Annotated in this window: 18 protein-coding genes and 2 pseudogenes; 3 read left to right on the forward strand and 17 right to left on the reverse strand. The window is 63.4% G+C overall.

From position 1 onward, the window contains the following. Positions 1–3 precede the first annotated feature (3 nt). The 5 genes from hpaD to LMT64_RS12530 all read right to left on the reverse strand — a co-directional run bounded on the left by hpaD (position 4) and on the right by LMT64_RS12530 (position 6302). Entirely contained in the window at positions 4–978 is a 975-nt protein-coding gene (gene hpaD, locus LMT64_RS12510) for a 3,4-dihydroxyphenylacetate 2,3-dioxygenase (protein ID WP_126352434.1), read from the reverse strand. Continuing rightward, positions 975–2513: a 4-hydroxyphenylacetate 3-monooxygenase, oxygenase component gene (gene hpaB, locus LMT64_RS12515; RefSeq protein WP_126352435.1), complete on the reverse strand. Its 1539-nt coding sequence runs from the start codon at positions 2511–2513 to the stop codon at positions 975–977. Before hpaB ends, hpaD begins: the two co-directional genes overlap by 4 nt. Continuing rightward, positions 2510–3349 (reverse strand): NAD-dependent epimerase/dehydratase family protein, encoded by an 840-nt coding sequence (locus LMT64_RS12520; RefSeq protein ID WP_170166013.1) that lies wholly within the window; start codon positions 3347–3349, stop codon positions 2510–2512. The genes hpaB and LMT64_RS12520 overlap by 4 nt, the downstream gene beginning before the upstream one ends. Continuing rightward, positions 3346–4908 carry a 5-carboxymethyl-2-hydroxymuconate semialdehyde dehydrogenase gene (gene hpaE, locus LMT64_RS12525; protein WP_126352436.1) on the reverse strand — a complete coding sequence of 521 codons (1563 nt, stop codon included), beginning with the start codon at positions 4906–4908 and terminating at the stop codon, positions 3346–3348. The genes LMT64_RS12520 and hpaE overlap by 4 nt, the downstream gene beginning before the upstream one ends. Before the next feature lie 185 nt (positions 4909–5093). Next, on the reverse strand, positions 5094–6302 hold the full coding sequence (locus tag LMT64_RS12530) for a PucR family transcriptional regulator (RefSeq protein WP_229253562.1): 1209 nt from the start codon (positions 6300–6302) through the stop codon (positions 5094–5096). Here LMT64_RS12530 and treY point away from each other — a divergent pair. Beyond that, positions 6295–8658: a malto-oligosyltrehalose synthase gene (gene treY / locus LMT64_RS12535; RefSeq protein ID WP_126352437.1), complete on the forward strand. Its 2364-nt coding sequence runs from the start codon at positions 6295–6297 to the stop codon at positions 8656–8658. The genes LMT64_RS12530 and treY overlap by 8 nt on opposite strands. A 6-nt stretch (positions 8659–8664) precedes the next feature. Here treY and LMT64_RS12540 read toward each other — a convergent pair whose 3' ends face one another. From LMT64_RS12540 to LMT64_RS12560, 6 genes and pseudogenes are all read right to left on the reverse strand, one after another. Then, entirely contained in the window at positions 8665–10113 is a 1449-nt protein-coding gene (locus tag LMT64_RS12540) for a metal ABC transporter permease (protein WP_229253563.1), read from the reverse strand. A 55-nt stretch (positions 10114–10168) separates the two neighbouring features. Continuing rightward, positions 10169–10294: pseudogene (locus LMT64_RS14305) on the reverse strand (metal ABC transporter permease); the annotation flags it as partial. Continuing rightward, on the reverse strand, positions 10285–11043 hold the full coding sequence (locus LMT64_RS12545) for a metal ABC transporter ATP-binding protein (protein ID WP_126352440.1): 759 nt from the start codon (positions 11041–11043) through the stop codon (positions 10285–10287). The gene LMT64_RS12545 and the pseudogene LMT64_RS14305, both read right to left, overlap by 10 nt. Continuing rightward, positions 11040–11414 (reverse strand): metal ABC transporter solute-binding protein, Zn/Mn family, encoded by a 375-nt coding sequence (locus LMT64_RS12550; protein WP_324295884.1) that lies wholly within the window; start codon positions 11412–11414, stop codon positions 11040–11042. Before LMT64_RS12550 ends, LMT64_RS12545 begins: the two co-directional genes overlap by 4 nt. Continuing rightward, positions 11371–11943, reverse strand: a pseudogene (locus LMT64_RS12555) (metal ABC transporter solute-binding protein, Zn/Mn family); the annotation flags it as partial. The gene LMT64_RS12550 and the pseudogene LMT64_RS12555, both read right to left, overlap by 44 nt. Continuing rightward, positions 11940–12671, reverse strand: coding sequence for a metal-dependent transcriptional regulator (locus tag LMT64_RS12560; RefSeq protein ID WP_126352441.1), 732 nt, complete (start codon positions 12669–12671; stop codon positions 11940–11942). The gene LMT64_RS12560 and the pseudogene LMT64_RS12555, both read right to left, overlap by 4 nt. Positions 12672–12794: 123 nt before the next feature. Here LMT64_RS12560 and LMT64_RS12565 point away from each other — a divergent pair, with 123 nt between their 5' ends. Further along, complete coding sequence (locus LMT64_RS12565; RefSeq protein WP_126352442.1) at positions 12795–14024, forward strand: alpha/beta fold hydrolase; 1230 nt, start codon at positions 12795–12797, stop codon at positions 14022–14024. A gap of 90 nt (positions 14025–14114) precedes the next feature. Here the strand turns inward: LMT64_RS12565 and glf are convergent, their stop codons facing one another. Further along, positions 14115–15245 carry a UDP-galactopyranose mutase gene (gene glf / locus LMT64_RS12570; RefSeq protein WP_126352443.1) on the reverse strand — a complete coding sequence of 377 codons (1131 nt, stop codon included), beginning with the start codon at positions 15243–15245 and terminating at the stop codon, positions 14115–14117. Next, on the reverse strand, positions 15238–16422 hold the full coding sequence (locus LMT64_RS12575) for a glycosyltransferase family 1 protein (RefSeq protein WP_126352444.1): 1185 nt from the start codon (positions 16420–16422) through the stop codon (positions 15238–15240). The genes glf and LMT64_RS12575 overlap by 8 nt, the downstream gene beginning before the upstream one ends. A 531-nt stretch (positions 16423–16953) precedes the next feature. Here LMT64_RS12575 and LMT64_RS12580 point away from each other — a divergent pair. Continuing rightward, positions 16954–17988, forward strand: a complete 1035-nt coding sequence (locus LMT64_RS12580; RefSeq protein WP_229253565.1) for a transposase — start codon at positions 16954–16956, stop codon at positions 17986–17988. Between the two features lie 48 nt (positions 17989–18036). Here LMT64_RS12580 and LMT64_RS14310 read toward each other — a convergent pair whose 3' ends face one another. The 4 genes from LMT64_RS14310 to LMT64_RS12595 form a co-directional block, all read right to left on the reverse strand. Then, complete coding sequence (locus LMT64_RS14310) at positions 18037–18177, reverse strand: transposase (protein WP_126353684.1); 141 nt, start codon at positions 18175–18177, stop codon at positions 18037–18039. A 281-nt stretch (positions 18178–18458) separates the two neighbouring features. Beyond that, positions 18459–19022 carry a hypothetical protein gene (locus LMT64_RS12585; RefSeq protein ID WP_126353682.1) on the reverse strand — a complete coding sequence of 188 codons (564 nt, stop codon included), beginning with the start codon at positions 19020–19022 and terminating at the stop codon, positions 18459–18461. 4 nt (positions 19023–19026) lie between these two features. Next, positions 19027–19554, reverse strand: a complete 528-nt coding sequence (locus LMT64_RS14315; RefSeq protein ID WP_233433713.1) for a type II toxin-antitoxin system HicB family antitoxin — start codon at positions 19552–19554, stop codon at positions 19027–19029. Between the two features lie 59 nt (positions 19555–19613). After that, on the reverse strand, positions 19614–19877 hold the full coding sequence (locus LMT64_RS12595; RefSeq protein ID WP_211334215.1) for a type II toxin-antitoxin system HicA family toxin: 264 nt from the start codon (positions 19875–19877) through the stop codon (positions 19614–19616). Positions 19878–19916 lie beyond the last annotated feature (39 nt).

Below are 19916 nucleotides of genomic sequence, written 5' to 3' on the forward strand. Positions count from 1 at the left end.
GACTTAGATCACATGCACGGGAATGCCGGTCAGTGCGCCCTCTTTGGGGGTCTGAATGCCGCCGCCGAAAGCTTCCATCGGGCTGGCCTCTTCGAACCAGCTCTTGGGGGTTTTGGCTCCCCAGAGGGTCTGGCGGCGGGGATCGTCGCGCATCCACCGGATCGGCTCGAAGTCGGGGTCCACCGTGATGTAGTCGCTGGTGTAGAGCTCGATGCGGTGGCCGTCGGGGTCGCGGATGTACAGGAAAAAGGCGTTGGAAACACCGTGACGGCCAGGGCCGCGCTCGATCAGTTCAGGCTTGCGGGCACCCGCCAGGATGTCGCAGGTCTTGATGATGCTCATGGCATCGGGCATCCAGTAGGCCCAGTGGTGCAGGCAGGGGCCGGCGCCGTTGGTCAGGGCAAAGTCGTGGACACCGCCGCGGCGCTGAATCCAGGCGGCCCAGTGACCGTCGTTTTCGTCCACGGTGTACTCGGACAGGCGGAAGCCCAGTTCCTTCATGTACCAGTCCATGGTGGCTTTGACGTCCGGCACGCGCACGTTGCAGTGGTCCACCCGCTGCAGACCGGGGCCGCGGTGCTGGTGGTACTCCTGCAGCAGCCAGGGGTAGGTTTTCACCTCGTGGTAGAAGGCCACCGGGATGCCGAACGGGTCTTGCAGGCGCAGGATGCGGGGACGGTCCAGTTCCTCTTCCCAGCGGTGCGGCAATTTGTTTTCTTCGGCCAGGGCCACCAAGGCGTCCAGGCTGGCCTCGTCGCGCACCCGGTAGCCCAGGTGCCGCACGCGGGGTGTCTCGCCTTCCCCGCACTGTTCGAGCTTGAGGGTCCACTCGCGGTCTTCCACGCCGCGCAGGTACAGGGCGTTCGACTCCTCGTGCAGCACGTTCATGCCCAGCAGGTCCACGTAGAATTCACGGCTGGCAGCCAGATCACGGACAGTAAAGATCGCCTGGGCGATACGGATCACATCGGGGTTCATTGGTTTTTGCCTCCTTCGGCGTACATACCGTCACGGTTCAGGAAGTCCTGAATGCGCTGCACCGCTTCAGTGCTGTCATAGACTTCGTACAGGGCCGAGTGCATCCGCACCGGGTCACCGAAGAAGTAGCGCTCGTACAGCTCTTGACGGCCAGCAAAGCTGCTCATGCCCATGTCCCAGGCCAAGCGGAAGAGCTTCAGGCGGTCCTCGGCGCTGGCGTTGCCCGCCTGCAGGAAGCGGGCGATCTGCTCACCCAGCGGTCCTTCACGGTCGGCCTTGGACGGCATCATGATGATGCCCGAAGCCCCCAGCAGTTGCAGCAGCTCCGGCAGGCGGGCGTGATTGGCCGGGTAGTAGTTGCGGGCCGCGTCCAGTGGACGGCGGGCCGGGGTCATGACACCGTACTCGTTGGGTTCGGCCTGCTCGCGGGCCGCGACCTCAAGGCCTTTCATGATTTCCAGCATCACGATGATCTCGGCCATCTTGCTCTGGACGTGCTGGAACTGCCCGGAGCCGATGGCGTTCACGATGCTCTGGGCGGTTCCCAGGAAAGCTTCGGTCTTGGCGACCTTGAGGTTCACGACCTGATAGGCCATGTGCAGTACCGCGCCTGTACCGGCGTAGGCGTTGTTGGCCAGCTCTACGTCGTACAGCAGGAATACGCGCTCCCAGGGAACCAGCACGTCGTCGAAGATCACGAAGGCGTCTTGCTCGTCAAAGCGGCTGCTCAGCGGGTGGTCTTCGGGGTCGCGGCCCACATCAATCGGTTCGCGGCACTGGAAGCTGATGCCCGGTGCGTTGCACGGCACGGCAAAGCCCATCGCGTAGATGCTCTCTTTGTCGTTGGAGCGCAGCACCGTGGAGGGGAAAATCAGGATTTCGTCGGCGATCGGCAAGGTCGCCATCATGCGGGCGCCGCGCACGATCACGCCTTCGGGCGTTTCTTCGACGATGCCCAGCGCGATGTAGGGGTCGGGCAGCTCGCCTTCGAGCTTAGCGCGGTTGACCTGCGGGTTGGTCAGCGCGTGGGTCAGGCACAGGTCGTTGTCACGCACGAACCGGGCGTAACGGCGCATGTTCTCGGAAAAGTCCACAGCGTAGTCACCCTTGGGCTTGGAGCGGGCAAAATAGTCTGCGCCCTCACCAGCAGCCATCACGTTGGCGTTCATGTAGTCGGGGGCGCGGCCCAGGAAACCCAGGCCGTAGTTGGCGCGCACGCGGTGGGCCTCGCCGATGGTCCGCAGGTCTTCTTTGGTGCGGGGCACCATAAAGGAGCGGCCATAGCGCACACCACCCTCTTCAAAGGTCAGCAGGTCGCGGTATTCGGGGCTGTGCTGGAGGTCGTACAGTCCCGCCAGCGAGGCACTCATGTTCTTGGTCGAGGGGTGGGTGGTGGGGTCTTCGACCCGCTGCCCGTCGATGTAGAGGGTCGGTGGATTCCGGCGCAGACGCTCCAGGAACTCTGCTCCGGTCTTCGCTCCAGGTTGGCCGGACATCTCGGCCATGCTCGGAATTTTCTTGTCGGCTACAGTCATTTCTTTGCTCCTTTTCTGTCCTTGTCACTTCGGTGTTTATCCGTAAACTCGCGGCGGGTAAACACGCCGCCCTGGTACTGCTCGGCAGGGTCGCTGGGGTCAGCCTCTTCCTCAGGCAGTGCCTCCGCGTAGACCTCAGCGTTATCCTGCGGGTCGTACCCCAGCGCGTCCCAGCCGTCTTCCGTGACCCACTTGCGGGTGTTGGCGCTGGTTCCGGCCACCGTCAGGAAACCGATGCCCGGCGCTGAAATAGCGTTGCCGAACAGCTGCGCCGCGTCACCCGGGCTGAGCCAGCTGGACAGATGGCGGCGGTTCTCCGGCGCTTCGGCAAAGGAATAGATCCGCACCGCCACGAACTCCAGCCCGTACTTGTCCCAGTACATCCGCCCCAGCGCCTCGGCGAATACTTTGCTGACGCCGTAGTAGGTGTCGGGCCGCACCGGCATGCTTGGGCTGACCGTCTCGGAGCGCGGGTAGAACCCGGCGGCGTGCACGCTGGAGGCGAACACCACCCGCCGCACCTCACCCCAGCGGGCCGCTTCCATCAGGTGATGCATCCCGGCGATGTTCACGTCCAAAATGGTCCCAAACTCGCCTTCGGTGGAGATCCCGCCCAGGTGGATGATGGCGTCCATGCCCTGCGCAGCTTCCTGCACCTGGCCCGGGTCGGTCAGGTCGGCGTAGACGATCTCCTCGCCCTGTGCCGCCGCTCCCAGATCGGTGCCGGGCCGGTCGCTCAGGCGCAGCAACGCGAACTGCCCGGCCAGGCTCCGGCGCAGGGACCGGCCCACCGTGCCAGCGGCTCCGGTCAGCAGGACGCGGCGGGACTGGATCACTCTCCGGCTTCCTTCGGGGCGATGGCGGGCGCTTTGCCCACGCCCAGCTGGGCGGTCTTGTGGGTGCCCAGCGACACGGCGATGTTCTTGGTTTCCATGTAGAACTCAAAACTATAGTCGCCGCCGTCGCGCCCGATGCCGGAATCTTTGACCCCGCCAAACGGGGTGGGCAAGTGACGCACGTTTTCGGAGTTGACCCAGATCATGCCCGCTTCCATGCCCTGCGCAAAGCGGTGGGCGCGGGTGACATCACTGGTCCAGAGGTAGCCCGCCAGGCCGTAGCGCACGCCGTTGGCGAGTTGCAGGGCTTCGGCCTCGTCCTTGAAGGGAATCGCTGTCAGCACCGGGCCGAAGATCTCTTCCTGGGCGATCTGCATATCGTTGCGGGCACCCGTGAACAGGGTCGGACGCACGAAGTTGCCCGTGTCACCCACTTTTTCGCCGCCCACCGCGATGGTCGCGCCTTCTTCGCGGGCCTTCTCAAAGTAGGAGCAGACCTTTTCGAAGTGACGGGGGTGAACCAGCGGGCCGACTTCGGTGGCGGGGTCCAGCGGGTCGCCTACACGGATATTGCCCGCACGCTCGGCGATGCGGGCGGTGAACTCGTCGTAGATGCCTTCTTGGATCAGCACGCGGCTAGACGAAGTGCAGCGCTCGCCGTTGAGCGAGTAGATCATGAACACCACGGCGTCCAGAGCCTTGTCCAGATCGGCGTCGTCAAAGACGACCACCGCGTTTTTGCCGCCCAGCTCAAAGTGGACGCGCTTGAGGGTGTCGGCCCCCTGACGCATGATGTGGCTGCCGGTGGTGGTTTCGCCCACGAAGGCCACGGCCTTGATCAGCGGATGCTCGGTCAGGCTCTTGCCTGCGTCCTCGCCAAAGCCGTGCACCAGGTTGTGCACGCCCTTAGGCAGTCCCGCCTCGTCCATGATCTCGGCCAACAGCGTGGCGCTCACGGGCGACCACTCGGCGGGCTTGTGGACCACCGTGCAGCCGGCGGCCAGCGCGGGCGCGATTTTCCAGGTGCTGAGCATAAAGGGCGTGTTCCAGGGGGTGATGACCCCGACCGGGCCGATGGGCTGGCGGATGGAGTAGTTGACGAAGCCGGGGGCCGGCAGGCTCTGGCCGTCCTGCGCGGCGGGGGCGCGGTCGGCAAAGAAGCGGAAGTTCTCGGCGCCGCGTGCCGCCGCCGACTTCATGAAGCGGATGGCCTGCCCGGTGTCGAGGCTCTCCAGCACAGCGATTTCCTGCGAGCGTTTTTCGATCAGATCAGCGATACGGTGCAGGACAGCGCGGCGCTCCTTGCCGGGCAGCAAGCGCCATTCCTGAAACGCGTCATGGGCGGCCTGGGCAGCGCGGTCAATGTCGCGCTCGTCGCCGCGGGCCACCGTGACCAGGGGCGCGTTGTCCACCGGAGAGTTGGCTTCGAAGGTCTGGCCGCTCACGGCGTCCACCCACTCTCCGCCGATAAAGTGCTGGATGCCTTTGCTCAGCCGCTCAGCACGGAGTTGGTCGGCCAGCTGACGGTTGGCGGCATGTTCGGGACTCGGTTGGGTCATGCAGTTCCTCCTTGTCGGGCCTGTGTGTGGCAGCCCGCCCCTGCGCTGCGCATGGCAACTGGGACGGCTTAAGATTTCGGCCCGGATTTCTCGTGATTCCCTTTACTCTACGGGATGAGTGGGACAGACGCCACTGTAAGTTCTGTGATTCCTAGACCCGACCTTTGTAGGAAAGGACAACGACCCTACGGATCTCCTGCGGGGCTGAAGGCCAGGTACAGCCGCGCCAGCAACGCGGGATCACTCAGCGATCCGTCCAGAGCCTGCTCGGCGCGGCGCAGACGGTAGCGCAGTGTATTAACATGCACATTCTGCTGCTCGGCCAGCTCGGCGAGGGTGCCCTGATGGGCCAGATAAGCCCGCAAGGTGGACTCGGTGCGCCCACCGTCATCCAGATCGGCCAGCAGGGCCTGGACCTGGCGGCGCAGCGGTGTCAGCCTACCCTGGGTGAGCAGGGCGTACAGCGGGTCCATCTGCTGGAAAATCTGGTGTCCGGGGCGACCTGCCAGCGACGACAGCGCCTGCTGCGCCTCCTGCAAGGCCTGGACTGGAGCAGTGCGGCGGTGCAGGCCGCTGACCCCCAGCCGGACGGACGGCCCGGTGCTGGCCTTGAGGGCTTCATACAGTTCCTCAGCTTCACGCAGCAGGTCACGGGCGGGCCAGAGCCACACGGCTTGATCGCCGCGTACGGTACAGAGTCCCTGCCCGACCCGCTCTGCGAAATAGCCTTCCCCAGCCCCGGCCAGGACGTCTAATGCGTGCGCCTGCGCCGCCCGCGCACCGGCTCCGCGCCCGACCGCCGGACCTAATCCGGCCACCGCCACTGCATAAGCATCCGGTCCCAGGGTGGCCGGGTCGCTGACACCACTCAGCAGGGCGTCCAGGGTGCGCTCACCCACCCGCCGGCGGGCCGCCCCCGCAGCGGCGGTTTGCAGGCGGGCCAGCAGCGCATATTCGGCGGCCAGCGATCCCAGCGCCGCCCACTCAGGGGGCAGCCACAGCTCCAGCCGCCCCACATGCCGCCGTCCGTGGGTCAGGCGCAGGCTCTGGGGACTCACTCCAGCGGGCGGTTCACCCGCCCCGGCCACCAGCGGACCCCAGCTGGCGTAGACTTCGGCCCGTCCCCCGGTGCGCGCCGCCAGCAGCCTGACCAGAGCCTCCTCGGGCCGGGTTCCTGTCGCGGCCCGGCGCAGTTCGGCCAACAGTTCCAGCAGTTCGGGGCGGGCCAGCAGGTCAGGGAGGGAAGATACATGCGGCATGGTGTAGGGGCCACTGTAATGCAGTCCGGTCGCCAGTGACACGACATCTCCCCGGACCACCAATACCGAAGCCGCCCTAAAGCCTGCCCAGTGGCAGGCGCTGACCCTGATCCGGCAGACTGCCTGGGTGAACATTCCCGCCAATACCTACCGCCTGCAGATCACGCCGGACGCCGGGCTGGAACACGCCGCACAGACCCTGGATTACCTGCATCAGCTGGGTGTCCACTGGGTTTACCTGTCGCCCATCTTGCGTTCCAGCGAAAGCTCCGACCACGGTTACGACGTGACCGACCCCACCGGCGTGGACCCGGCGCGGGGTGGCCCTGAGGCCCTCGCCGAACTCGCACAGGCGGCGCATCAGCGCGGCATGGGTGTACTGGTGGATATCGTCCCCAACCATCAGGGTGTAGCGGTACCGGAACACAACCCCTGGTGGTGGTCGGTCCTACAAGAAGGTCAGGGGTCGCGCTACGCGGCAGCCTTCGACATCGACTGGGCAGCGGGAGAGGGCAAGCTTCTGCTGCCGGTCCTGGCCGATGAGGCGGACCTCGCGGCGCTGCGGCTGGAAGGCGGCCATCTCTACTACCACGACCTGAAATTGCCGCTGGCGGCGGGAAGCTGGAAGGAGGGCGACGAACCAGCCGAGGTCCATGAGCGTCAGCACTACCGCCTGATCGACTGGCGGCGTGGGGACGCCGAACTGAATTATCGGCGCTTTTTTACCATCACTACCCTGGCTGGGGTGCGGGTCGAGAATCCGGACGTGCTGGAAGCTTCGCACACCGAAATCCTGCGTTGGGTCCACAGTGGCCTGGTGGACGGCCTGCGGATCGACCACCCGGACGGTCTGCGTGACCCGGCCAGTTACCTCCAGGCGCTGCAAGACCTCACTGGAGGCGTCTACACGGTAGTGGAGAAGATCCTGGAACCTGGTGAGGAGCTGCCCGCCCACTGGGCCACCCAGGGCACCACCGGCTACGACGCCCTGGCCGAGATTGACCGGCTGCTGACCGACCCGGCGGGTGAGGTTCCTCTGACCGACCTGGACACCCGGCTGCGCGGCGGCGAGGCGCTGGACTGGGCGGCGCTGACCCACGGCACCAAGCGGGCCGTGACCGATACCACCCTGCACGCCGAGGTTGAGCGCCTGGCCCGCAGCGCGGCACAAGACGGCCTGTCACTCGACCACACCACCTTGGTAGACGCCCTGAGCGAAGTGCTGGCCAACTTCGGGGTGTACCGCTCCTATCTGCCGCACGGTCAAGAAGAACTGGCTGGGGCGTTACAGCGCGCTGCGGACCGCCGCCCGGACCTGCAAGGGGCACTGGACGCCCTGGCCCCGGTGCTGGGCCTGAACGCGGCCACGGACGCCGACCTGAGCGAGACAGCCCGCCGCTTGCAGCAGACCTCCGGCATGGTGATGGCCAAAGGCGTGGAGGACACCGCCTTTTACCGCTACTCCCGGCTGACTTCGCTGAACGAGGTGGGCAGCGACCCCTCGCAGTTCGCGCTGACGCCCGAGGAGGTCCACGCGGCCTTTGCGCGGCGCCTGGAACACTGGCCCCATGGCCTGACAGCGCTGTCTACCCACGACACCAAGCGCTCCGAGGGGGTCCGCGCCCGCATCAAGGTGCTGGCCGAACTGCCGGGAGAATGGGAAAGCTTGGTGCTGGCGGTGCAAGAAGCAGTCAAAGGCAGCGACGCCGATATCGGGGATGGACCGCTGCTCAACCTCACCTTGCAGGCCGTCGTCGGAGCCTGGCCGGTCAGCGCCGAGCGGGCGGGCGACTACGCTGTCAAGGCGGCGCGGGAAGCGGGCCTGCACACGACCTGGCTGGACCCAGACCCAGCCTTTGAAGGGCGCCTGGCCCAGCTGGTGCGCCGCCTGACTGAAGGCGACCTGCAAGCCCGGCTGGAGCAGTTCGCCGGGGCCACCAAGGGACCGGGCTACAGCAACGCCCTGGCCCAGAAGCTGATCGCCCTGACCATGCCCGGCGTGCCGGACGTGTATCAGGGATCGGAGGTGTGGTCCCCAGCCCTGGTAGACCCCGACAACCGCCGCCCGGTGGACTACGCGGCACTCTCTGAGCGGCTGGCCGCGCTGGACCAGGACGAACCCGGCTACGGCGAGCCTGGACCACGCTCAGCCATCACCATTGACGGCCACGGCGACGTGAAGCTGCTGCTGACCTCGCGGGCGCTGCGGCTGCGGCGCGACCATCCTGAACTGTTCGGCGGTTACACCCCCATGCAGGCCACTGGAGCGCAGGCGGAGCACGCTTTCGCCTTTAACCGGGGCGGCGTGGTGGCCGTGGCGACACGGCTCCCGGTGGGGCTGGCCCGCCAGGGCGGCTGGGGCGACACGGCCCTGATCCTCCCGGAAGGCGAGTACGAGGAAGTCCTGACCCACCGCCCCTTCGGCGGGACAGTGCTGCTGCGCGACCTGCTGGACCACTACCCGGTAGCACTGCTGCGGCAGTTGGGCTGATAGAGCTCAGGAAGCAGGCATTTGGACACCCGTCCTTTTTCCTTGTCTCCACGCGTTCCAGGCGAAGGCCAGCAGGAACTGGATGCCCAATACGGTGGCGATCAGTCCGGCGATGCTGGCATCCAGCGCCAGCGCCGCTGCGTACCCCAGCAGGCTGGCACTCAGGCCCAGCGCGGCAGTCAGCCACTGGGCGGTGGGCAGGTGCCAGGTCAGGAGCAGGGCGGTGGCCGGGGGCGTGATCATGAAGGCTACCACCAGAATCGCGCCCACCACGTCAAAGGCCGCCACCACACTCAGCGCCACCAGGGTCAGCAGCAGGGCCGAGATCAGCCGGGGAGAGAAGCCCAGGCTGCGGCTTAGGCCGGGATCGAAGGTTGACAGTTTGAGTTCCTTGCCCAGTAACCCCAGCAGCAGCAGGGCCAGCCCCAGCAGGGTGCCCATCGTCCACCACGGCGCGGGCAGGCCCAGGGCGCCCACCCGAAACGGCGCATAGGTGATTTCTCCGTACAGCACCGCGTCCAGGTCCAGGTGCACACCGCTGAAGTTCAGGCTGATCGCCAGTACCCCCAGGGCGAACAAGGCCGGAAAGACCAGGCCCAGCGCCGCGTCGGCCCGCAGGCGTCCGGTGGCGGTCAGGGCTTCAGTGGCGCTGACGGTCAGCAGGCCGAACAGGGCCGCACCCAGCAGCGCTGGCAAGGAGGCCAGGCTGCCGGTCAGGGCGTAAGCTGCCACGATCCCCGGCAGCGCTGCGTGGCCGATACCATCGCTGAGCAGCGCTTGGCGCCGCAGCACCAGAAAGAGGCCCAGCAGCCCACAGGTCCAGGCCGTCAGCACGGGGGTCACAAGAATGACCAGGTCGTAGTGCAGTGCAGCGACCAGCGTCATGACGCGCCTCCCTTGACTGCCCAGGCCGCCGCTCAGCGCTCCAAATCCCCCAGCCAGCGCCAGCATGCTGCCAAAACTGCCTGCCCACTGCCGCGCTGCCACCGCCGGAGCGATCAGCATGGCAGCCATCAGCACCGCGCCGACCGTTTGCAGCCCGGTCATGATCGCCAAAATGGTCAGCACCGTACCAAGCGTCGCCAGTCCGCCCAACGGCCAGCCCTGCACGGCCGCAAATTGCGGATCGAACAGCGTAACTTTCAGCTCCTTATGGGCCAGTGCCAGCGCGGCGAGTGCCAGCAGCCCCAGCACGGCGAACTGACCCAAGTCCGCAGCGGTCAGCGCCGCCGCCTGCCCGAAAAGAAACTGTTCCAGCCCGGCCTGTGCAGCGTTGCCCGACCCCTGAATGGCGGTGAGCAGCGCGATGCCCAGCCCGAAAAAGCTGCTGAGACTGACCCCCAGCGCCGCGTCGGTGCCGAGGCGGGTGCGGCGGACCAGCGCCTGGGTCAGCAGGGCGGCCAGCAGGCCGGTGACGCTGCCACCGATCAAGAGCGGTAAGGTGGGCCCGCTCACCGGTCAGCAAAAAGGCCAGCGCGATGCCAGGCAGCGCCGCGTGGGCCGCCACGTCACCGATCAGGCTTTGACGGCGTAGGACACTCAGCACCCCCAGCGTGCCCGCAACCAATCCCAGCAACGCCGAACCCAGCGTGACCGTCCGGAAGGTGTAGTCACTCAGCAGCAAACTCAGGTCCATGCGGGCAACCTGCCATCCAGGAGGCGGCCTGCGCCGTAAGCAGCTTGCAGGTTCTGAGGAGTAAAGGTGCTGGCCACCGGACCCGCCGCCACCAGCTCACGGTTGAGCAGGATCACGCGGTCAAAGTATTCACGGACCGTGTCCAGGTCGTGATGGACCACCACCACGCTGCGCCCCTGGTCACGCAACTCGCGCAGCACATCCAAAATTGCCCGCTCGGTGGTGGCGTCCACCCCCGCGAACGGCTCATCCATCAGGGTCAGGTCGGCCTCCTGCGCCAAAGCACGGGCCAGAAAGACCCGCTGCTGCTGCCCCCCGGACAGCTGCGAAATCTGCCGCCCGGCGAAGTCCTGCATGTTCACCCGGCTCAGGCATTCCAGCGCTCTGGCACGCTCACGCGCACCGGGGCGGCGAAACCAACCCAGCTGGCCGTACAGGCCCATTTCTACGACGTCCAGGGCGTGGGCCGGGAAGTCCCAGTCCACTTCGGAGCGCTGTGGCACGTACCCTACCCGCTGCCGCACGCGGGCCAGCGGCTGACCGAAATAGCGCACCTGCCCGCCCACACGTGGAATCAGCCCCAGCGACGCCTTAAGCAGTGTGCTTTTGCCGGCACCGTTGGGACCGACGATGGCGGTGAGTGAGCCGCCGGGAATCTGGAGCGACACGTCCCAGACCGCCGGAGTTTCGCCGTAGGTCACGCTGAGCCTGTCCAGTTCCATAAAAGGTTGAGTGTTGGATGCCTTCATTGCAATGCCTCCCGGATGGTGCTGACGTTGTGCCGCACCATCCCGGTGTAGGTTCCTTCCGGTGTGCCCGTGCCTCCCAGCGAGTCCCCGAACAGCTCACCGCCGCGCCGGACCGTCCAGCCACGTGCCGCCGCCGCTGCCTGCACCGTGCGGGGCGACACCGTGTTTTCCACGAAGATGGCGGGAATCTGCCGGCGCTGCATCTCGGCGGCCAGGTCGCTGACCGCCTGCCCTCTGGCCTCGGCCACGGTGCTGATGCCCTGCACCCCCCCGCACCTCAAAGTCGTAACGGCGGCAGAAGTAGCCAAAAGCGTCGTGCGCCGTGACCAGCATCCGGCGTTCTGGGGGAATCTGGCCCAGTTGCCCGGCACTCCAGCGGTCCAAGTCGTCCAGTTGGCGCAGGTACTCCTGCAGATTGTTCTGGTACAGCGTGCGGCCCGCCGGGTCGGCCTCGCTCAGCGCCTCGGCGGTCGCCGTCGCCGCATATTTCCAGAGGGTAGGATCAAACCAGAGGTGCGGGTCCACTGCCCCGCTGTGCATCAGCAGGCGGCCCTCGGGCACGGCTTCCATCACCGCGCTGACCTGCACACCGGGACGCTGCACCAAGCCTTCCAGCACTTCGCCCAGCTTGCCCTCCAGGTGGTGGCCGCCGTACAGCACCACCCTGGCTTGTGTTAGACGGCGAACGTCGCCTGCGCTGGCTTTATACAGGTGGGGGTCTACGCCCGCGCCCATCAGTCCCTGCACCTGCACCCGCTCGCCTCCGATCTGCCCCGCCAGGTCGGTAATGATGTTGACCGTGGTCACCACCGAGAGGCCAGTGGACTGCGCGGCAGGCACCGGCTGACAGGCCGAGAGACCCGCCAGCAGGCCAAGGGCAGACCAGGCCAGGCGCCTCATCGCTGCCCCTGTGACGCTGGTGGTAATGGGCCATCCAGCGAAGCTTCGCCCAGCACGCTCACCTGCGCCGCCACACTTTGGGCCAGGGTGACAGGCGTGCTGAAGTCTGCGCTGCCCGCCGCCCTGACCCGCAGGCCCACCGTGCCCAGCGCCGCCTGAGCCTCCACCAGCTGGACTTCGGCCTCTGGCTGAATTCCCAGCGTCATCAAGGCCCGCAGCTGATCGGCGTGGGTATCCGGCACCCGGGCCACCACGGCACTGTCTCCCACCCGTAGGCTGGTCAGCCGCCGCTCGGGCCGCTGCGGCAGCTCGCCGCTGAGGGTCGGAATCGGATCGCCGTGTGGGTCATGGGTCGGGTCGCCCAGCCACGCCGCGATATAGGTTTCCAGCCGCTCGGACATGGCATGTTCCAGCCGCTCGGCCTCTTCGTGGACTTCGTCAATCGGCATGCCCAGCGCACGGTGAAGGAACAGTTCCAGCAAGCGGTGATGCCGCAGCACTTCCAGCGCGGCCCGCTCGCCCTCTACGGTCAGCTGCGCGCCACGGTAAGGCGTATGCATCAGCAGGCCCTGATCGGCCAGCTTCCGCAGCATGCTGGTCGCACTGGCAGGCGAGACATTCAGTGCGTTGGCCAGTGCCGTGGTACTGACCCCGCCCTCCTGACCCAGCAGATACAGGTGCTTGAGGTAGTTTTCCACGATGGGCGAGAAGGCCGCTGGCTCAGACATATTTTTAGACTAATCAAAATTTGCTTTTCGAGTCAAGAGGAAATGTTTTTTTGTGTCTCAAAGGGCAGTCCGCCATGTGGCGGCTGGGCCGACCCCCCGGTCTCACTGCCTTAAGGTAAAGACATGACCTTTCATGTCCCTGGACTGCACCTGCAAGACGTTCGCCTGGAGGTCCCGCTGGACTACGCCGACCCCAACGGCCCACAGCTTCAGATCTACGCCCGTGTGCTGACGGCCAAAGGCGGCCAAGACCGTCCTTACCTGGTGTATCTGCAAGGTGGCCCAGGCGCCGAAGCGCCCCGGCCTGCCGCGCACGGCAACCTGCCGGCCTGGCAACAACGCCTGTTGGGCGATTACCAACTGGTGATGCTGGATCAGCGCGGCACCGGTCACTCCAGCCCAGTGGGCCAGCTCAGCGGCACAGCGCAGGAGCAGGCCGATTACCTGGCGCACTTGCGCGCCGACGGCATCGCTCAGGATGCCGAGCGGGTCCGTCAGCACCTCGGCGCCGAGCGCTGGACCTTGCTGGGGCAGTCGTTCGGCGGCTTTTGCACCCTAACCTACCTCTCGCAGTTCGCGCCCTTCGCTGCCGGGGCTCTGTTTACCGGTGGCCTGCCCGCGCCAGGCCACCACATTGACGAGGTGTACCGCCTGACCTGGGACAAGATGCGCGAGAAATCGGAAAGCTACTACCGCCGCTACCCCGAAGACCGCGCCCGCCTGGAGCGCTTGATGGAACGGGCCAGAGACGGCCAGTTGCTCACCGAGCGCGGGCACCGCGTCACCCCTGAAATGCTGCGCCGCATCGGCATGGCGCTGGGTGGGGACGGCGGAGCCGAGACACTCCACTTTTTCCTGGAGCTGGACCCCGAATCACCCGCGTTCCGGGCCGACCTGGCCAGCTGGCTGCCCTTCCGTGCCCGCAACCCGCTTTATCTTCTGCTGCACGAAGCCTGCTGGGCCGACGGCTTTGCGACCCGTTGGGCCGCTGAGCGCACCATGCCGCAGGATTTCGTGGACGACCCCACACTGCTGGCTGGCGAGCATCCCCACCGCGACTTCCTGGAGCACGATCCCCTACTGCGCCCCTACCGTGAGGTGGCCGAACTGCTGGCCGAGCGTGAGTGGGGGCCGCTGTACGACCAGGCCCGCTTGGCCGAGGTGCAGACGCCCGCTGCCGCCGCCATCTACGTGGACGACGCCTTTGTGCCGTTCGAGTTCTCACGCGAGACGGCGAAGCTACTTCCGGGACTGCGCCCCTACATCACCAATGAGTTCGAGCACGGCGGCATCCGCTCCAGCGGAGACAAGGTGATGGACCGTGTGGTGGGGCTGCTGGAGGGAATGATTTAGCGGCGTAAAGGTCTGGGGAGCGAAGAATCACCTCCTTGCTCCCCAGCGCTCCGGTGCAACTCGCCCGGCAGCTTTGAAGTCCGGCCAACTTTACAGCTCGGCGGCGGCGTCCGACTCCAGGCGGCGGAAGGTCGCCAATGCCTGGGCCACCACCTGATCCATGTTGTAGTAACGGTAGGTGGCCAGGCGGCCCACGAAGGTCACGTTTTCCTCCGCGTCCGCCAGGGCTTCGTAGCGCTTGTACAGCTCAGCGTTTTCTGGGCGCGGCACGGGATAATAGGGATCCCCCTCGGCGCGGGGATACTCGTACACCACGCTGGTCTGGTGGTGGCGCTGCCCGGTGATGTGCTTGAACTCACTGACGCGGGTGTAACCGTAATCGTTGGGATAATTCACCGTGCCTACCGGGAACAGTTCATCCACGTCGTGGGTTTCGTGGCGGAACTCCAGACTGCGGTAGGGCAGCGGGCCATAGCAATGGTCGAAAAAGGCGTCTACCGGCCCGGTGTAGATCATGTGCCGCCAGGGGATCACGTCTACGATCTCACGGTAATCGGTGTTCAGCATCACTTTGATGTTGGGACTGTCCAGCATGTTCTGGAACATCCGGGTGTAGCCGTGCAGTGGCATGGCCTGATAGGTGTCGGCAAAGTAGCGGCCATCGCGGTTGGTACGGGTCGGCACGCGGGCGGTCACGCTGGCGTCCAGCTCGGACGGGTCCAGGCCCCACTGCTTGCGGGTATAGCCCCGGAAGAACTTGTTGTACAGATCACGCCCTACCTTGCCGACTACTACGTCTTCAGAAGTGCGGACCTGCGCTACCGGCTCGGCCACCGACGCAAAAAAGTCCTCCAACTCAAACGAGGTCAGGCTCAGGCCATACAGCTGGTTTACGGTGTCTAGATTGATTGGAATAGGCAGCAACTGGCCGTCTACGCTTGCCAGCACCCGGTGCTGATAAGGACGCCACTCGGTGAACTGTGACAGGTACGCGAACACGTCCGCCGAGTTGGTATGGAAGATGTGCGGGCCGTAGGGGTGGATCAGCACGCCAGCGTCGTCGTAACAGTCGTAGGCGTTGCCGCCGATGTGGGCGCGGCGGTCCACAATCAGCACCCGGCGGCCTGCGCGGGCCAGCCGCTCGGCCAGAACACTGCCGGCGTAGCCTGCGCCCACAATCAGGTAGTCGAACGCCACAGGTCCGGTTCCAGACTCAGTCATCGGCAGCTCCACTCTGCACTTCACTGCCCTGCACCCCACGCTGTCCGCTCAGTTTCGCCAGGGCATCTTTTTCAATCAGCGCAGCCATGTCCTGCCAGGTCTGGTCCCAGGATAGCCCGCTGAGAAAGGCGTCGGCGTGGCCCTGCCGCACGGCGGCGGCGGGTGTCTGCGCCTCAGCCAAGGCAGCGGCGCAGGCCGCTTCAAATGCATCTGGACCGTCGGCAATGCGGACGAGATCTTGAGCCCCATACGGCTGCACCACGTCCCGAATGCCGGTCGACACCACCGGAACTCCCGCCGCCAGGTACTCAGGCGTTTTGGTCGGACTGATGAACTCGGTGGCCTCATTGCGCGCGAACGGCAGCAGTGCCAGGTCCCAGCCGCTCAGATACACAGGCAGCTCGGCGTAACTCTTTTTACCCAGGTAGTGCAGGTTGGCGGCGCGCGGCAGTTCGGACTCGTCAATCTTGACCACTGGGCCGATCAGTACAAAGTGCCACTCGGGGCGGCGCTGGGCCAGTTCGGCCATCAGCGAGGTGTCGAAACGTTCGTCAATGACACCAAAGAATCCCAGCCGGGGATGGGGAATGTCCGCCTGGTCCGCCGGGTCAAGGTGATGTTCACGGGCCTGGGCGAAATGGCTCACCTCGACACTGGACGGGAAAGGATGCACGTTGGGATGCTGTTCTCGCTTGGCCTCAAAGAGCCGGTGACCCCCAGTAAAGACCACGTCGGCCTGGGCGAACAGTTGACGCTCACGTTCACGCAGCTCCGGCGGTGCGCCCCGGAAATTGGCCAGTTCGTCCATACAGTCGTAGACCGTCACGCGCGGTGAGAGCCCCGCCACCACCGGCCATTCCATCGGGGTATAGACCCATAGGTCATATTCAGTGAGACCCTGCTCCTGAACCAGCTGCTGCACCAGCGCCGCTGTCCGGCACTGAGATTCGGCGGCCGAGTGGCCCACTTCAATGTATGGCTTACAGACCGTCACCCCGCCCGGACCCTGAGTGCACCTGAGCTCATCGGCATGTTCCCCGAAGATGGGTTCTTCGATGTAATACACACGGCGACTCTGCGCGGCGCGGGTCAGCAGATGTTGGGGGCGCTGAAAGACGAAGTCCCAGCGCAGATGCGACAGGACCAGGAGCGCTGGGGAATGAGGGTGGGTTGACATGATAAGACTCCTCTGGGGAAAGGCAGATGGGAAGCAGAAAGCTGCGGCCTATACACTGCCGAGACCGCAGAACCCAAAAGGTATAGACCAAAGTTTGTTCAGAGTAGGGTTTTTTCTGCTGGCGGTGATCCTGTTTTTTCGCACTTGGCCTTGTTAAAACGTCCATATCCGGCTCATCCAGGAGGAGCGGCAAAAAGCAATGATTTTTCACAGGTGGTGTAAGGTGGTGGCTTTTAACTCATAAGTTGCACCTGGCAAAGTGGAGCGAATAGCCGTGCTGATGCAAGAATTCTCGCTTTTTACGCCGTTTAGGGCCTGACCGATCTGACTACCCCTCAAAACTCCGGTAGCACTGTCTGAGACGCTGATTCTATAGACGTAAAAAGAGCTGGTTCATAAGGTGTATCTGCAATGAACCACCTGAACCAGCCGCCCCAGGATAGCCTCTTCGCAGCCTTGCGTCCCTTTTTCTCAGAACTTGCACCTGAATACGTAGACAAAAAGCGCTCCCAGAGCTGAAATTCTGGAAGTGTGTACAAACAGGTTTCAGGGGAGCGCGCCCATATTCTCTCACAGCGGATTCTGGACATTCCAGAGACGCTGTACCAACGGCGAAGCCTGGAGGCTTCGCTGCATTTCTTTCATAGTCCAGGCCAGAAGATCAAATTCAGCCAAGCTGAAGGAGTCAGTCCCAGTGCACTGAGTCGCTTCTTCAACGTCTATGACTGGGATTCAGACCGTTGCTGGGACGAAATGCAGGACATCCATTGGCGCATTTTGTTGGACGTAGCTCACTCCAAACGCCGACCTCGGTTGCGGCTCAGTGTGGATCTGACCACGGTGGAAAAGGTGGGGACTCAACTGCCCTACGTCAGCGTCTACAACGGTAGACATGGCATCCACCTGGTCGTCCTGTTTGCCGAGTATGGGGAACTGAAGTTCCCCATTTCCTACCGGGTGTACCAGGGCAAGCACACCAGCACGCCCGTCACTCTGGCGCTCGACCTACTGGAAGAGGTGCCGGACTTCATCAAGAAACGTTTCCGGGTACGTGTCCTAGCGGACAGCGGCTTTGAAGCCGCTGTTTTTCTGGAAGGCGTGCGGCACCTCGATTTCGAGTTCGTGGTGGGTGTGAGGAGCAACCGGCGCACGGACCATCCTGGGCGGGTGACGGTGGCGGACTGTCCGCATGGAGGCTATGTCAACTTGGCCAACTGGTCTCTGGAAACGCTGTCTCTGGGGAGAGTAGACCGTGGGGACCGTGAATTCTTCGCGGTGTCGTCTGAACTGTTGGAGGGGGACGAGATCGTTGCTGAGGGTGCGCATCGCTGGGGGGTGGAATCCTTTTTCAAGGAAGGTAAGCACCAGTTTGGGTTGGCGCAGTTCGCGCTGCGAACTGCCAGGGGTCTGGACCGCTGGATTCTGATGGTCTTCCTGGCCTTCACCCTGACCATACTGCATCGCTCAGAAGGGATGACCTTGAAAGAGGCGGCACGCCTGGCCCTGTATACCCTGTTCCCCGTAGTCAGGCTCAACCATCTTCTGAGTCAGCTCCAAAAAGAATGAGAATTTCTTCTCCAGCACGGCTATTCGCTCAGCTATGCAAGGTGCAACTTATGAGTATTTGGCTTTCCAGCGATAAATCGTCCCTGGCGCGACTCCATGAAGTCGCGCCAAATCGCTTATAGACGTACCCACTTCAAGCTGTCCAAGGATGTCCAGAATAGGTGCTTCGCTATACCGTTTGCCGTTCATATGCCTCCCAGTCTGCTGCTGAATTCGCAATCAGACTGGCACCGAAAACAGGGGCAAGGTCACTGTTGATTGCATACTCTCAGAAGACCGCACACAGACGGCCCCATCAATCTTGATGGGGCCGTCTGTAGGTTTTTCCCGTCTAGGACAATGTGAAACTGAAGTTGTCACCTACTGAGCTGATTCAGCCGCCGCCTGAGTGATAGTGTCATGTTGCTTGGCCGTGAATTGGAGATATAAAGTTTGATATTCCATAGACGCAATCGTAAGGCAGACTTGGCTTAGGCTTTAGCTTTCTTGCCACGCGGTTTAGCAGGCTTTCTCTGTACCTTTTCCTCGGTCTCTCCCTCTACTGGTGCACCCGAGTCCACTGTCTGCTGGGTATCTGTTACAGCCGGAGGAATAAGGAAACTAGGCAGCATAAATCCTGCCCATCCAAAGCGCTGAGTGAGATTCAAAACCAGCTCACGCATGAATGGCCAAACATGCAGAGGAGCATTACGCCGAACGAACTGGTCAACAACTCCTTCAGACAATTCTTCAACGGACTGATAAGCCATCCGATACATACAGCGGAACTGTCCAACCTCTTCTCCGCCCTCTGTCAGGAAGCCCAATTGAAGTTGAGCCTCAACCACAAAGGTACGTGCTTCGGCATCAGACTGCAGGCACCTCGTTTCAAACTGACTGTCCACCTGAAGGGTAATCTGTTCAGTATCGGAGGGCTGCACTTGGGCACTGACCTCACCCAATTCCATACGAATAGGCTGTACACCTGCCACAAAGCGGTTATAGGTCGCGCTGTCGAGTGTAGGCAAGGCAGCTTGTTCCTCGGCACGTGCCATAGCCTCAGCCACCTACCTTGCGTTTCCCAGTTGTTTGTTGGACAGCTCCATCACTTTGAAACTGGGGAGTAAAACGAATATTTTGACCCGATGAACGAGAGAGAATCTGGGTAAATGTCGCCTTGATGGTTCCATGGCAGGACTCTTCCTCAAAATGCCGAAACGAAACTTCGGCCACATCTTGAGTCGCACTGGCCTGACGGCGACCCACTTTCTCCTCCAACGCTTGTTCGACTAATGAATTAAGACTCAGTCCAGCTGAGGCAGCTGTAGCAACAGCCTGAGCATGTAACAGTGGAGAAATACGGACATTAAACTTGCCACTCATGGGCTTCTCTGGCTCGCGCCCCAATTCGGCACAAAACTCCAGATAATCTTCTACGCTGTCTTCAAAAGCAGCCTTAGTTTCAGAGACACTCTTGCCTTGAAACGTAATTACATCGCGGGTATTGACTACCGTACCATGCAAAATTTCAGCTTCTGCATCAAAAGTAACGCTGCCAACATAACCTTTATATTCTAAAGTCGTCATTATCTCTATCCTTCGGTGCCCGAGCGTAGTCAGGCGGTTTGAGGGGCTTACAAGCCAATTCAGGGACGAATGCCAGCGTTCTCTAGAAAGTCCCTCACGGCAGCCACCGCTCCCTTATCCGTTACTGGCTGCGGATGGGGACGATGAAACACCGCTACTTCTCCATGAAGATGAACCCGCACGCGTGAGCCTCTGCCTTCTGACATGTCTGCCCCCAAATGAATCAGTAGCTTCTCGATACTGTCCCAGCGAATGGTGCCCGACACTGGACGTGCAAAAATCTGCTCTAACGTCCGCTTATGTTTGCCGTTCACCTTAGTCATGGTACTGCCTGATAGTACCAGAATTCTTACGGCTTTCAA

Source organism: Deinococcus radiophilus (assembly GCF_020889625.1).
GTDB lineage: Bacteria > Deinococcota > Deinococci > Deinococcales > Deinococcaceae > Deinococcus > Deinococcus radiophilus.

What these genes read in the sequence shown, in the direction of transcription:
- LMT64_RS14310 (WP_126353684.1), bottom strand. Translation starts at nt 18,177, where the DNA reads ATGAACGGCAAACGGTATAGCGAAGCACCTATTCTGGACATCCTTGGA.
- LMT64_RS12530 (WP_229253562.1), bottom strand. Translation starts at nt 6,302, where the DNA reads ATGTTCACCCAGGCAGTCTGCCGGATCAGGGTCAGCGCCTGCCACTGG.
- LMT64_RS12575 (WP_126352444.1), bottom strand. Translation starts at nt 16,422, where the DNA reads ATGTCAACCCACCCTCATTCCCCAGCGCTCCTGGTCCTGTCGCATCTG.
- LMT64_RS12595 (WP_211334215.1), bottom strand. Translation starts at nt 19,877, where the DNA reads ATGACTAAGGTGAACGGCAAACATAAGCGGACGTTAGAGCAGATTTTT.
- LMT64_RS12565 (WP_126352442.1), top strand. Translation starts at nt 12,795, where the DNA reads ATGACCTTTCATGTCCCTGGACTGCACCTGCAAGACGTTCGCCTGGAG.
- LMT64_RS14315 (WP_233433713.1), bottom strand. Translation starts at nt 19,554, where the DNA reads ATGACGACTTTAGAATATAAAGGTTATGTTGGCAGCGTTACTTTTGAT.
- hpaB (WP_126352435.1), bottom strand. Translation starts at nt 2,513, where the DNA reads ATGACTGTAGCCGACAAGAAAATTCCGAGCATGGCCGAGATGTCCGGC.
- hpaE (WP_126352436.1), bottom strand. Translation starts at nt 4,908, where the DNA reads ATGACCCAACCGAGTCCCGAACATGCCGCCAACCGTCAGCTGGCCGAC.
- glf (WP_126352443.1), bottom strand. Translation starts at nt 15,245, where the DNA reads ATGACTGAGTCTGGAACCGGACCTGTGGCGTTCGACTACCTGATTGTG.
- LMT64_RS12545 (WP_126352440.1), bottom strand. Translation starts at nt 11,043, where the DNA reads ATGAAGGCATCCAACACTCAACCTTTTATGGAACTGGACAGGCTCAGC.
- hpaD (WP_126352434.1), bottom strand. Translation starts at nt 978, where the DNA reads ATGAACCCCGATGTGATCCGTATCGCCCAGGCGATCTTTACTGTCCGT.
- LMT64_RS12560 (WP_126352441.1), bottom strand. Translation starts at nt 12,671, where the DNA reads ATGTCTGAGCCAGCGGCCTTCTCGCCCATCGTGGAAAACTACCTCAAG.
- LMT64_RS12585 (WP_126353682.1), bottom strand. Translation starts at nt 19,022, where the DNA reads ATGGCACGTGCCGAGGAACAAGCTGCCTTGCCTACACTCGACAGCGCG.